This window comes from Corallococcus silvisoli, assembly GCF_009909145.1.
Taxonomy (GTDB): domain Bacteria; phylum Myxococcota; class Myxococcia; order Myxococcales; family Myxococcaceae; genus Corallococcus; species Corallococcus silvisoli.
On sequence record NZ_JAAAPJ010000005.1, the window covers coordinates 360,568 to 373,871 of the forward strand.

General features: G+C 70.1%; 10 protein-coding genes. 3 read left to right on the forward strand and 7 right to left on the reverse strand.

The genetic code is table 11. From position 1 onward, the window contains the following. Positions 1-17: 17 nt before the first annotated feature. The gene (locus tag GTY96_RS10480) at positions 18-494 is read right to left on the reverse strand and encodes a MaoC family dehydratase (RefSeq protein WP_143900953.1); all 477 of its coding nucleotides are present in this window, start codon (positions 492-494) and stop codon (positions 18-20) included. 205 nt (positions 495-699) lie between these two features. Here GTY96_RS10480 and GTY96_RS10485 point away from each other — a divergent pair, with 205 nt between their 5' ends. Further along, complete coding sequence (locus GTY96_RS10485) at positions 700-2,091, forward strand: BamA/TamA family outer membrane protein (RefSeq protein ID WP_255442086.1); 1,392 nt, start codon at positions 700-702, stop codon at positions 2,089-2,091. A gap of 6 nt (positions 2,092-2,097) precedes the next feature. Here the strand turns inward: GTY96_RS10485 and GTY96_RS10490 are convergent, their stop codons facing one another. The 5 genes from GTY96_RS10490 to menA all read right to left on the reverse strand — a co-directional run bounded on the left by GTY96_RS10490 (position 2,098) and on the right by menA (position 8,699). Next, entirely contained in the window at positions 2,098-3,051 is a 954-nt protein-coding gene (locus tag GTY96_RS10490) for a DUF5995 family protein (RefSeq protein WP_143900955.1), read from the reverse strand. A gap of 156 nt (positions 3,052-3,207) precedes the next feature. Further along, positions 3,208-4,461, reverse strand: coding sequence for a c-type cytochrome (locus tag GTY96_RS10495; protein ID WP_161664634.1), 1,254 nt, complete (start codon positions 4,459-4,461; stop codon positions 3,208-3,210). Positions 4,462-4,563: 102 nt separating this feature from the next. After that, positions 4,564-5,664 carry a hypothetical protein gene (locus GTY96_RS10500; RefSeq protein WP_143900959.1) on the reverse strand — a complete coding sequence of 367 codons (1,101 nt, stop codon included), beginning with the start codon at positions 5,662-5,664 and terminating at the stop codon, positions 4,564-4,566. Positions 5,665-5,679: 15 nt separating this feature from the next. Beyond that, the gene (locus tag GTY96_RS10505) at positions 5,680-7,590 is read right to left on the reverse strand and encodes a hypothetical protein (protein ID WP_143900961.1); all 1,911 of its coding nucleotides are present in this window, start codon (positions 7,588-7,590) and stop codon (positions 5,680-5,682) included. Between the two features lie 221 nt (positions 7,591-7,811). Continuing rightward, positions 7,812-8,699 (reverse strand): 1,4-dihydroxy-2-naphthoate octaprenyltransferase, encoded by an 888-nt coding sequence (menA, locus tag GTY96_RS10510; protein ID WP_161664635.1) that lies wholly within the window; start codon positions 8,697-8,699, stop codon positions 7,812-7,814. 282 nt (positions 8,700-8,981) lie between these two features. Between menA and GTY96_RS10515 the strand changes: the two genes are divergently transcribed. Both GTY96_RS10515 and GTY96_RS10520 read left to right on the forward strand, forming a co-directional pair. Beyond that, a complete protein-coding gene (locus GTY96_RS10515; protein ID WP_143900965.1) occupies positions 8,982-9,677 on the forward strand; it encodes a DNA-binding protein in 696 nt (231 codons plus the stop codon). Positions 9,678-9,884: 207 nt separating this feature from the next. Then, positions 9,885-12,335, forward strand: coding sequence for a lytic transglycosylase domain-containing protein (locus GTY96_RS10520; protein WP_161664636.1), 2,451 nt, complete (start codon positions 9,885-9,887; stop codon positions 12,333-12,335). A 150-nt stretch (positions 12,336-12,485) separates the two neighbouring features. Here GTY96_RS10520 and GTY96_RS10525 read toward each other — a convergent pair whose 3' ends face one another. Further along, positions 12,486-13,301 carry a hypothetical protein gene (locus GTY96_RS10525; RefSeq protein WP_201755968.1) on the reverse strand — a complete coding sequence of 272 codons (816 nt, stop codon included), beginning with the start codon at positions 13,299-13,301 and terminating at the stop codon, positions 12,486-12,488. Positions 13,302-13,304 lie beyond the last annotated feature (3 nt).

Here is a 13,304-nt window from a genome sequence, read left to right on the forward strand (position 1 = left end):
AAAGCCTCCCGGCCCGCTCACCCGCCCGCCGGGCGACGGGGCAGCACCAGCTTCGCGGTGAGCACCTGCAGCACCTCTCCCTTCTGGTTGCGGGTCTCGCTGCGCACGACGGCGATGCCCCGGTCCGGCCGCGTGCGCGAGGGAATGAGCTCCAGCACCTCGCTCTCCACGTGCAGCACGTCCCCCGGACGCGTGGGCTTCGGCCAGCGCAGCTCCCCGCCCGCCCCCACGATGCCCCCCTTGAACGGCAGCCCGCTCTGGACGTTGAGCTTCATGGTGAGCGCCGCCGTGTGCCAGCCGCTCGCCGCAAGTCCCTCGAACAGCGTGTCCCGGGCCGCGTCATCGTCCAGGTGGAACCCCTGCGGATCGAACTCCCGCGCGAAGGCGACGATCTGCGCCGCGTCCAGCGCGTGCGTGCCGCTGATGAACTTCTGGCCCACCTGGAGGTCGTCCAGGCAGAACTCCTTGCGCCCACCCTCTTGCGACGAAGCCATGTCCACGTCCTTCCCAAATGGATGCATATCCAGATGATGAGGATAATGCATTCTTTGGGGACCGCGCCGCACCACCCGTGCGTGCCACCGCGTCCTCCGCGCCGAGCCGAGGGCGCGGGGTGCCGCCGAACGTCGAGCATCGCGCGTCCTCCCGGTGCGGGAGGAGCCGGGGCCCCGGAGCCTGGGGTATGAGCACGGGGTGCTCGTGTCCTCGCGCGTCCGCTCCCTGCTGTCCCTCCTCACCGTGGCCATGACGGGAGGGGGCGCGTCCGTGGCCTGGGCCGAGGAGGAGCCCGGGGCCGCCTCCGGCCCGCCGGAGGTCGCGGAGGTGCGGGTGGAGGGCGTGGACAAGACGAGGCCCTCGACGGTGCGTTCGTACGCGCGGCTGGACGTGGGTGACACCGTCGACGAAGAGCTGCTGCGCAAGGTGGAGCGGCGCCTGCTGGCCACGGGCCTGTTCCAGGAGGCCCACGCGAGCACGGAGCCCCTGCCCGACGGCCGCGTGCGGCTGGTGCTGAAGGTGACGGACAAGGCGTCGTGGGTGGTGGCCCCGACGGTGGCCTTGTCCTCCGCCAACACCGGCGGCGGCCTGCTCTACGCGGAGAACAACCTGGCCGGCCGCGCGAAGAAGTTCGCCGTCGCCGGGCAGGTCAGCACCGCCGAGAGCGGCCTGTACGTGGGCTTCCTGGACCCGCTCCTCTTCGGCCTGCCCCAACTGAAGTTCAGCCTGGAGGGCCAGCTGCGCAGCGACCGCGTGGACGAGTACCTTCCAGGGGCGAGCCAGGCGGATCCGGAGATCCTCCGGCGCACGCGGCTCAACTCCGCGGCCCTGGGCGCGGAGCTGGGCTTCATCCTCTTCGAGCGGGTGCGCGCGGCGGCGAAGTACCGCGTGTCCAGCATCGACGCGCAGTCGCCGGACCCGAAGAAGCCGGTCACAGCGCAGGCGTTCTCCACCGGCCCCGCCCTGCGCGACACGTCGCTGCGCTTCATGGTGGGCCTGGACTCGCGCCAGACGCTGCACGCGGTGACGGAGGGCCTCAACCTGGAGGGCTCCTACGAGGTGTCCGTCCCGGGCGTGTGGAGCGAGTTCCGCTACCGCAAGTTCAGCGTCCTCTACCGCCAGGGCCTGCGCTTCTTCAGCGAGCACAACCTGGTGCTGCGCGGCGAGCTGAACGTGGGAAAGGACCTGCCCTTCCACCAGGAGCTGGTGATGGGCGGCACCACCCTGCGGGGCTTCCAGTACCGCCAGTTCCGCGGCGACACCCGGCTCACCCTCAGCGCCGAGTACCACTTCCCGCTCTTCTCCGTGAAGTCGCTGGCCTTCCGCGGCGTGGGCTTCTCCGACACGGGCGCCATCGCGTGGAGGGACCTGCCCGCGGATGGAACGCTGACCGACACCACCGGTCGCGTCATCCGCCGTTACCTGCCGGAGTCCAGGTCCGGCCTGGACCACGCCACCGTGGCCCAGGGCGTGGGCGCGGGCCTGCGGCTGTACTTGAGCAACGTCGTCCTGCCCCTGCTGGGCGTGGACGTCGCGTACGGCGTCAACTCCGGCCAGGTGCGCGTCTACCTCGTGGCCGGAGTCACGCCCTCCTGAGCGCCCTCAGCTGGCGCGGGCGCTGACGTCCGCGTCCGCCGGGTCCGGGACCTTCACGCCGGGCCAGTCCTCCGGCGCCAGGTCCAGGCTGAAGGGCGGCGCCTCGCCGCGCAGCGTGTGCCACAGCGCGTAGTCCGCGCACAGCGCCTGCGCGATGCGGCCGGACGTCGTGCGAACGCGCTCCACGACCGCCTGATGCTCCTCGGGCGTCTGCGCCTCCAGCATCGCGACGACGTTCTCCCAGACGCGCTGCCGCCAGACGATGAGCATCTGCATGACGGCCCGCTCCACCATGGGGCGGCTGAAGGGCACGAGCAGGACGAGCTTCGTGGACGTGCAGTGGTAGCGCTCGACGAGCAGATCCAGACACTCGGGGATGCACGAGCGGAGGATCTCATTCACGTGGAAGTAGTCGTGCCGGTAGCGCGCCATGCGCCGCGCATCCGCCGGGGGAGACTGGTGCGCGATGTTGTCGTAAACGACCATGCCCAGGTCGTGGTTGATGTGCGCGCTGACGCCCAGGAGCGCGTCCTGGAACGGCCGCGTGAGTCGCTGGGCCGGATAGTGCGTCGCGAAGCGCCAGGCGGCCGTGGGCAGCGGCAGGTTCTTCAGCGAGTCCCGCACCGCGATGAGCGCCTCCTCCGCGAAGCGGCCCGTCAGATGCGACAGCCACTCGGGCTCCAGGAACCCGCCCGCGTCCGGCTGGCTCAACAGGTGGACCACCCGCCGTGTGACAATGGCGTAGATGTCCAGGAAGATGGCGCGTGAATCATCCCGTGCGTTCAGCCGGGCGAGGATCTTCTCCAGACCCTCCAGCGCTTCCTCCGCGTTGATGGGATTCCAGAGGACGTCATCCAGTTGGATGGGGCCCGTGTCTTCCGGGGCCTTCGTCTCATGGAGGTGGACGGCCTTCGAACGATTCTTCCGGTGCGGCTCGGGGGAAACCGGTGAAACATTCATGGAGTGACGCTCCACGGCTGGGGGAACGACTTCGCATGAAACCTTATCTCACCCGGTACTTTCTGTAACGCCAGCCCCCCCGGAAAAACGCTTTGTTTCAGCGAATCCCCGCGTGTCGACATGACACGCGGGGCATTTGTCACCCGCTTGTGGCACTCAGGGCGCGGTGCCTTCGCTCACGCCACTGCCCGTCTTGCCCAGCACATACTTCGCGAGCGTGAGGGCGTTGGCCTCGTCGAGGAGGGATTCGTAGGTGGGCATCTGCGTCCCGGGCTTGAAGGACTCCGGGTTGCGGATCCACTTCGCCACCTCTTCGGCGGGCTTGCCCTTCGCGCCCTGGAGCTTGGCCTCGAACTGCTTGTTGGCGCCGTGGCACGAGGCGCAGCCCAGGGAGCTGAACAGCTTCTCCGGGTCGTTGGTGGGCTCCGCCTTGGGACGGCCACCGGCGGGGGGCGGCACGGCCTTGTCGTTGGCCTTCATCGTGCGCAGGAAGGTGTAGATGGCGGTGAGCTCCACGTCGTCCGCGTAGCGGTACTTGGGCATCGGCGCGCGCAGGATGTAGCCGCCCGGCGTCACACCGGTCTTCATCGCGAGCTTGAACTCCTCCAGCGTCCACTTTCCGATACCGGCCGTCTCGCTGGGGGTGATGTTGGGCGACAGCAGCTTGCCCTCGCCGCCCATGGGCGTGAGGTCGAACTCGAAGCCGCCGCTCAGCACCGTGTCCGGGTTCTTCAGCTTCGCCGCGCTGCCCTCGAAGCCGGGCGAGTGGCAGAAGACGCAGTCGTAGACGCTGGCGGACACGTAGCGGCCGTACTCCACGGAGTCCGCCGCCTTCGCGGGGATGACCACCGGCTCCGTGCGGGCCTTGTCGTTGATGCCCATCGCGAAGGAGAACACCATCCGGCCCATGGGCGTCAGCACGGAGCGCGGCGGCTGGGACTGCTCCGGCGCGAAGTCCGGGTGACCGGAGCGCATGAAGCCAATCACCGCCGCCAGGTCCTTGTCGCCCATGTTGGGGAAGGCCGGCATGGGGCGCACGTGGTTGTCACGGTCGATGGCGTTGATGACCATGCGGGCGATCTCCTCGTCCTTCCAGGCGCCCACGCCCTTCTCCGGATCCGAGGTGATGTTCGCCGAGTAGAACGTGCCCAGCTCCGGCGGGAAGTCGTGCATCTGCACGCCGGTGGGCTTCGTGTTGCCGCCGCCAGCGTGACACTCGGCGCACACCGCGCGGAACACCTGCTCACCGCGGGCGATGCCCTCCGGTGAGCTGTCTCGCTGGATGTTCGGCAGTGCCACGTCCGCGTAGGACTTGTTGATCTTGTGGGTGGCGACACCCATCGCGGTGCCCGCGCCAATCAAGACCAGGACGACCAATGCTCCAAGGGCCAGCAGTATCTTCTTCACCATGGGGAACGTTGCTCCGGCAGGACGGGGACACGGCTCTCCGCCGGTCCCCTCGAAAGGGGAGCCGGCGGAGCGGAGGCGTTGGGACGGGGTGTGACGGGGGTGCTACTGCCCGGGCACGCAGGTGCTGGGCGGGGGAATCGACGGCGTCGTCGACGGGGTGCTGCTCGCCATCTGGAGGCCGGCGAACGTGACGATGCCGGGGATCTGCGGAATGGCCAGCGCCTGGAGCAGCCAGGGCCGCCCCTCCGGCGCGCTCGTCGTGGAGTCCTTCGCCGTGTACGTGACGACCGGCGGCGGGCCCATCAGCGGCGGGTGGACGACGGCGACCAGGCCCAGGCTGCTGTTGGGGGCGGGCGGGCCGGGCGGGATGAAGAAGCCGCGCGGCGACTGGAGCGGCGCCAGCGGCGGCGGCAGCGCGCCCACCGGTGCCCACTCGATGTTGAGCACGCGGCCGGACGTGGCCTCCACGGTGGTGTTCGCCGCGGGCACGCGGAAGACGGGGAACCCCGGGCGGTAGAGCCAGAAGACCGTCACGCCGCCGAAGCGGGCCGGGTTGAGCAGGTCCTGCACCGTGACGGAGGTGCCCTCGGAGCTCAGGCGCCGGGCCACCGCGTCCAGGATGCCCTTGTCGCTCACCTGGAGCGCCTCCAGGCCCACGCACGCGCTGTGGGCCGGCACCACCGGACGCACGGTCATCGTGGTCAGGTAGTTGCCTTCCACGACGGGCGGCAGCGGCGGCGACGGGGCGTCGTTGGCCAGCGTGCCCTGCTGTCCCAGCGACAGGACGAAGAACGGCGCGCCCCGGCGGGTGGGCACCTTCTCCAGGGTCCACAGGCCCGTGGGCCCGGACACCACGGGCGCGGGCGGCGGGGGCGGCTGCCCCGTGGCCGGGTCCGGCACCGTGTCCTGCAGGGTCACCAGCGCGTTGCGCACCACCGAGCGCTGCAGCAGCGGGCTGAACTCCGCGTACAGCGGCGGCAGCTGGCACTGCGTGCCCGGCGGGGCGCAGTTGGCCAGGTTGATGAAGTAGGCCTCCGGATCCACCGTGAAGCCGGTGAGCCGGGAGGTCAGACCCTCCGGCTCGCGGTTCTGGTAGTTCGGGCGCGGGATGAACGTCGACACCGCGGGGGAGGAGGATTCCTGGCAGCCGGCGCCCAGCAGGGCCGCGCCAAGGAGCGTTCCAACGTAGAGGGCTCTTTGCATGGCTCGTCGCATCCCCTACTTCGCGGGGAGGATGTGTCGGGAGGGAAGCTGATCGCCGCCGTGGCACGTCTGCGCGCAGTTGCCGAACCGGCTGGGCGTGCCGCGCTGACTGAAGGCGATCTGGAAGAACTCGTCACCGTGCTGAGACACGTGGCACGAGCCGCACAGCGACAGGCTGGGCCGCTCGGTGCTCTTGCGCGTCAGGTGGCAGACGGTGCAGTCCGCGCGGTTCGCCGGGTAGCTGGGCGAGTTCATGTGGATGCGGTGCACCATCTCCTGCGTGCGGCCCACCGTGTCGGTGTCGTAGTGGTGGCACACCTTGCAGCTCTCGATGTGGTCCACCGACAGGCCGTGGCGCAGGTTGTCCAGCGACAGCACGCCGCGGTGGCACAGCTGGCAGTTGCCCACGTTGCCCGGGTAGGTCGTCGGCTCGTCCTGGCCCACCTGGAAGAAGAACGGCGACATCTTCGCCACGCGCTCGCCCATGGCGGCGCGGTTGAACTTCACCAGCGCCACGTAGGTGCCCGGCTTCGCGTCCGCGGGCAGCGTGAACGTCTGGCGCGTGGGCCACTTGAAGTCGACGAGGCCCGGCGTCAGCCCCGTGAGCGTGGCGTCATCCAGGAAGGCGAACGGGAACGGCTTGGCGAAGAACTGGGGCTTGTCGCCCGGGTCGCCCAGCACCTTCAGGTCCTGGATGGGACCGGCGATGGCCACGTTGGAGATGGAGTCGTTCTCCGTGATGATCCCGATGACGTTGGGGACGAACGTCATGATGCCGTTGGCCTGGTTGGTGATGATCTCCTTCGCGGACGGCAGCAGGTCCGGCGAGTGCAGGTGGGCGCCCGCGCTGTCGCGCAGGTCGACGTACATGCTCACGTCCTCGCCGGGCTTGTAGAAGCTGCCCTCCTTCGGGGGCGAGAACACCAGCCGCGAGTCCAGGCCCGGGCTGCACTGCACCGCATTGCCGCTGTCGTCGGTGCAGGTGGACGGGCGGTCATCCGGGATGACGTACGTCACCGGGAAGTAGAACGGGCGGTCCGGCAGCTGGCTCCAGGTCGCCTTGAGCGCGCCGGGGCCCGACAGGCGCGGGATGCGCAGCACCTTGAAGGGGTTGGTGCTGCCCACCATGTCCACGCGCGCGATGGTGCGGAACGTGGGGCCCTGCGCCATGCCACCCGGGAAGCCCGCCACGTTGCGGGTCTCCTTGTCACCGGGGAAGCGCGGCGCCTGCAGGTTCTCCGAACGCCAGGAGAAGCGGCTGTGGCCCGCGTAGGGCGAGGACGCCAGCAGCTCCGAGCGCAGGTACGTCTGGCTGGCGCGCGGGGCGCCCGTCTCGTCCAGCACCTCCACGGTGATGGTGTCGCCCTTCACCTTCTGCCAGTTCGCGTTGCCGAACTGCACCTCGCGGGTCCAGCAGTCCTCCACGGCCCCGCCGAGGCTGTAGAAGCTCCACTCGTCCGCGCCCTGGTTGACGTTGCTCCAGTCCAGGCCCGCGAAGACCGACTGGTTCTTGATCCACCCCAGCGCGGCGCTCAGGTCGGTGGGGTTGGTGTGCTGGTTGACCACCGTCTCCGAGACGGAGAACTGGTTCAGGAAGTACTGGGTGTCCGACAGGATCTGCAGCGTGCCCGTGGGGGGCGACAGCGTCAGCGGATCCTGGCCGAGCGGCGTGATGCACACGTCCGGGTACGGGACGGGCACTCCGTTCTTCGCGACCATCTGCCCGTTGGGAAGAAAGGCGCAGCCGTTGATGTACTGGAGGCTGAGCCGGATCGCGCCGGAATCAAGCCCCTGGTACGGGTCGAACCGCTTGGCGCCGCGCCCCGTGGTGGAGCCTTCGTCGTCGGTGACCTTGAGGAGGTTGCAGGACAGCAGGGGCACCAGCAGGGCGCACCACGCGCTCTTGCGTAGGATTGAGCGGATCATGGAAGACGAGGCCGGGGGAAGGCAGAGGGAGGAAGGGAAGGAGGTGCACTCACGCGCAGGCCCACGCGTCCTACCCTTCCCGACGCCGCCACCACTTCGCCACGCGAAGTCGGTGAGGGCCGGCAAGGGTTGGGAGGAGAACACCTCATCGCATCAAACTGACCACATTATGAGAGTCCGCGCAATTCGCGAACCTCCCGGGGAATACCGGACACGGTGGATCAGCGGCCTCCCGGGAGGAGAAGGAAGCCCGCGGACAACAAGAGCGCGAAGACGAGCCCCAGGCCCGCCGTCCTGCCCAGGTGGGGATTGAGGGCGCTGCCGTCCTCGCGCCAGATGGCGCGGATCTCCCGGGCCGCCAGCGGGAGCGCCAGCAGCGGACAGAGCCACGCCAGCGGGTGTCCCGGCAGCGTCATCCAGGAGATGACGGGGATGACGAACGCGCCGACCACCGCCACCGTGTACTCCCACTGACCGAAGGCCCGGCCAAAGCGCACCACCAGCGTGCGCTTGCCGGCGGCCCTGTCCGTGTCGCGGTCCCGCAGGTTGTTCACCGCGAGGATTCCGGACGCGATGAGCCCCATGGACAGGCCCGCGAGCACGACGCCCGGCGTGACGTGGTGGGCGAGCACGGCGTAGCTGCCGGACACCCCGGACAGGCCGAAGATGAGCAGCACCAGCACGTCCCCCAGGCCCATGTAGCCCAGGGGCACCGGGCCCGCGGAATAGAAGACCGCGCCCGCGAGACAGAAGGCGCCGCCCGCGAACACGGGCCAGCCCCCCACCGGGGTCAGCACCAACAGCGCGAGCATGGAGCCAGCGAACGCCAGGGCCGCGGCGCTCGCCACCTCGCGCGCGCTCAGCCAGCCCTTCTGGGTGACGCGCGCGGGCCCCAGCCGCTCGGCCGTGTCCGCGCCGCGCTCGAAGTCCGCGTAGTCGTTCACCAGGTTGCTGACGATCTGCATCAGCACGAAGCCCACCAGGAACGTGAGCGCTGGCGCGGGCCGCCAGCTGCCTTCCGCGTTGGCGAAGGCCCAACCCAGCAGGGTCGGAGCCACCGACGCGGTCAGCGTCTTGGGGCGCAGCGCGAGCCACCAGATGCGCGCCAACGGGGGTTTTGCTTCAAGCGCGACACTCGACGACGGGGGATTCGGAGTGGCCATGTGACCCTGGGGGAAGGGCAGCAGGCGCACGCTAGTGCTACAAAACATCCGTATCAATACGTCTCATGTCTCAAATGAAACATCCTCACTCTCAGGAATCATGTGTTTTATCGCCCAGAAACGTAAAAACCGATAACTCGAAACACGCGCATCCGGCGCGACGGCACCAGAGCAGAATAAGCAGATTTACGAGCTTAAAATGCTCTCCCGGGTGATAAGACCCGGGGCATGATCCCTTCCCATCTCCCGCTCTCCCGTTCCCCTTCCCTTTCGCGTCGGAGTGTCCTGGCGCTGCTCGGCGTCGTCGCGCTCGCGCTCGGCGGCTGCGACACGGCGCTCTCCATCGCCGACGCGCGTTCGCGTGGCACCGGCGCGGAGGTGACGGTGGAGGGCACCGTCACCGTGGCCCCCGGCACCTTCGCCTCCGCGTTGGGGGACGAAGGGTTCGCGATCCAGGACGACACCGCCGGCCTCTACGTCAAGGTGGCCGAGAAGCTGTCGTTCGGGCTGGGCGCCCGCGTGCGCGTCACCGGCACGCTGGATGAGCAGAACCAGCTGCGCATCCTCAAGGCCGTGCCCGCGGACGTCGAGCTGAAGTCCGGAACCGGGACCGTGCCCCCGAAGGACGTCTCCACCGGCGGCGTGAACGAGTCCGTGGAGGGCCAGCTCATCCGCGTCAGCGGCGCCATCACCCAGGCGTTCCAGGACGACTCGCCCTACGGCTACAAGCTCTACATCAACGATGGCTCTGGCGAGGTGCAGGTGTTCGTGCACGTGTCGGCCGGCTTCGACGCGGCGGCGCTGAAGGCCCTCGCCGTGGGCCAGCGCATCCAGGTGGTGGGCCTGGCCGCCCAGTACGAAACGACCTACGAGGTCGCGCCCCGCATGCCGGGCGACCTCGTCGTCCAGACGACGACCCCCTAGCACCCGACGCCCCCCTGGGTGCGAGGAACCCCGGGCACCCGTTCCGGGTGAACCGGGCCGTTGGCTTTCGTGCATCGCTTGGGATGTGGGCCTCCGAGCGGATGCACGAAAGCCAACGCGCGTCCACGAGGTGGCCGGACGGGCAGGTTCCGTTCTCACCGGCAGTGCCAATCCATCGAGGTCCCTGGCGGACGAACGAGGGCTGGCATGGACGGAGTTCGAGGAGCGACAGCGGTCTTGCTCGCGTGCGCGGGGCTGTGGGCTCCGGGCGCCGCGTGGGCCCAGGCCCCCGGCGAGGACGAAGCCAGCGACGTGATGTCGGAGGAGAAGCTGGAGGCCCTGCTGGACACGCCGACGGCGCAGCCTACCCAGGACGAGGTGACGGCGGAGGCGTTTGGACCGGAGCGGCTGACGTCCTACTTCGCGCAGGGACTGCTCGCGAAGGCGCGCGCGGAGTTCGACCGGGGCCGCTACCGGTCCGCGCGGGCGCTGCTCGCCACCGAATCCCCCCCTTCCCTTCCGGGCCGCTACCTCCAGGCCCAGAGCGCCTTCCTCGCGCGCGACTTCGCCACCGCCGCCGAGGAGTTCACCGCGCTGGCGGAGGACTATGTGCCCCTGCGCGACCACTGCCTGATGCGGGCCGCCGAGTCCCATGAGCGCCTGCACAAGCCGCTGCGCGCGGCGGAGCAGTACGGCGCGGTGAGTCCGGCCTCGCCGCTCTATCCGGAGGCGCGCTTCACCCTGGCGCGCGTGCTCAAGCGCCAGAACCGCATCCCCGAGGCGCTGACCGCGCTCCAGGCCCTCATCGACAGCCGGCAGGCGCGGGGGCCGGACGCGCTCCGGATGAAGGCGCTGCTGGCGTACTGCGACCTGGCGCGCGCGCAGGGGCAGTACAACGCCGAGCACCGCGCGCTGCTGGAGGTCTGGGCGACGGCGCCCCTGTCGCCCGAGGCGGCCCGCGCGCGCGTGCTGCTGCGGGATCTGCCGCTGCCCATGAAGTGGCGGGTGCGCCGCGCCGAGGCGCTGGTGGAGCTGCACCAGAACGTCGCGGCCATGAACCTGCTGGCCCGTTCGGGGCCGCGGACGGAGCTCCCGGACGAGCTGGCCTGCGGCGCCCAGCTCACCCTGGGCCGCGCGCTGCGCAAGGAGCGGCAGCACCGGCGCGCCATCCAGGTGCTGGAGCCGGTGGCGCGCGAGTGCCTGTCCCCCGAGCAGCGCCCGCAGGCGCTCTACCTCCTCGCGTATTCGCAGTCGGTGGTGCAGCCGGAGGCGGCCGTGGACACGTACGCCACGCTGGCCCGGGACTACCCGGCGCACGGCTACGCGGACGACGCGCTGTTCTTCGAGGCGTGGACGCAGCAGCGCCTGGGGCTCGTGGACGAGGCGCTCCAGAACTACGAGGCGCTGGCGAAGCAATACCCCGCCGGCAACTTCGCCGCCGAGGCCCTCTTCCGCGCCTTCTGGCTGCACCAGCGCAAGGGCGAGACGCAGCCCGCGCTCGCGTCGCTGATGGCGGTGGAGCAGCTGCCGGAAGCGGCGCGCACCGACGAAGCCCTGTGGCGCGCCCGCTACTGGCAGGCGCGCGTGCAGGAGTCCGGCGGCGCGGTGGACGCGGCGCTCACGCGCTACGAGCTCATCGCCACCGAGCGGCCCACGGCCTGGTACGGCCTGCTCGCCCGGACGCGGCTCGCGCAGCACGCGCCGGAGCGGATGGCCCGCCTGACGGCGGCGTCCGCCGCACCGAAGGCCACGTCCATCCCGAACACCGCCGGGCCCGTCACCGACGAGGTCTGGCCCCTGCCCCCGGGCCCGCTCCAGAAGGACCCGCGCTTCGCCGCGGGCGTGGAGCTCTTGCGCCTGGGCCAGCCAGGCGTGGTGGAGGAGCTGCTCGCGGTGGACACGCGCGGCCTGGCGGAGGCGCCCGCGCGGCTGCTCTACCAGACGATGCGCCGCACCGGGCGGGGCCGGGCCACGCGGCAGGTGGCGCGCGTGTCGCTTCGCCAGGAGGCCGCCGGGCCGCTGAGCGCCGCGTCGCGCCCGGTGTGGGAGGCCACGTGGCCGCTCGCGTTCCGGCCGCTCATCCAGAGCTCTTCGCGGTCAGCGCGAGTGGATCCCGATCTGCTCCAGGGCCTCATCCGCGAGGAGAGCCGCTTCAACCCGCGCGCGCGCTCCGCCACGGGAGCGCTGGGACTGGCGCAGCTCATGCCCTCGACGGCGCGCCAGGTGGCGGACTCGCTGAAGATGGCCTCGTTCGACGTGTCCTCGCTGCTTCAGCCCGCGCCGAACATCCGCCTGGGCGCGGCGTACCTGGGGCAGTTGCTCAAGCACTTCGACGGCAACCCCGCCTACGCCGTGGCCGCGTACAACGCGGGACCCGCGGCCGTGGAGCGCTGGCGCCGGGCCCTGCCCCAGGCGGAGCTGGACGAGTGGGTGGAGCACATCGCCTTCGACGAGACCCGCGACTACGTGAAGCGCGTCCTGGGCAGCTACAGCGCCTACAAGCTGCTCTACGCGAACGAAGTGCCCGCGTCGTTCCAGAAGGCCCACAAGGCCCCCCTGGAGGCCGCGCGCGCGCCCACGGTGAGCCCCGCGACGGGCACCGGCGGCAGCGGCAGGAACGCGGTGACGCCGACGTCCACCCTGTCTGGCGGACGGTAGGGCTCCCACCTCGACGGTGAGGCCAGGACGCGAACGCCCAACGGCGGCAGGACTCCATGGCACGTTGGGCGAACGCCTTGCCCCCCTCACGTCGCCGGACGGGACCTTGGCTCCCGTCCGGCGCGCGAGGAAACAGTGCGGCGATGGGCGCTACTTCACACCCGTGGGCGCGGTGATGGACTCGGAGTTGATGGTGTACTGGCTGGCGATGGCGTTCGTGTCGATGCCCGTGAAGTGGCGGTACGGGTAGGCACCCTCCGCGATGGTCTCGATGAACTCCACCTGATCACCGGTGATGCGCTTGCCGTTGATGTCCACCGTGAACGTGTTCTTCTCCGAACCCACGCGCCACACGCACGCGCCCACGTTCTCCTTGGCCGAGCCGAGCGACAGACCGTCGACGTCGAAGTCGTTCAGGAAGTGGTGGTGCATCTCCGCCCAGCGGAGGAAGTCCCGCCAGTTGGTGAACACGATGACCATGCCCGCCGGCTGCGGGCTGGAGCCCTGGAGCACGCCGCCCAGGTAGACGTTCATCGTGTAGCGCGAGCCCCCCGGCGAACCGGTGAACGTGGGCGCCATGGTGACCGAGTTGGCCTCCTTGCCCGGCGTGACCCTCAGCGTGCTGACGACCTGATCGCCGTCACGCGCGGACAGCTGGTAGCCACCGTTCGCGCCCAGGCTCATCCCGACGCGCTGCTCCCACTTCACGGCCTGCGCGAAGGTGCTCGCGACGCCGTCCTTCTGGGTGGCGAGCCCGGACACAGCGAGACCGTCCGCCACGGAATCGAGCTTCGCCCGGCCCATCGCACAGCTGCTGATGCCTTCGAACCTCTTGACACACTGGGACTGCGCCGCCGACTCCTGCGCGTTCAGGGAACCGGCGGACTGGCTGTCGTCGCCGCCCGCACAACCCGCGAGGCTCAGGAACATGGAAGCCAGCAGGGGACCCGTCATCTTCAGGTGCATGCG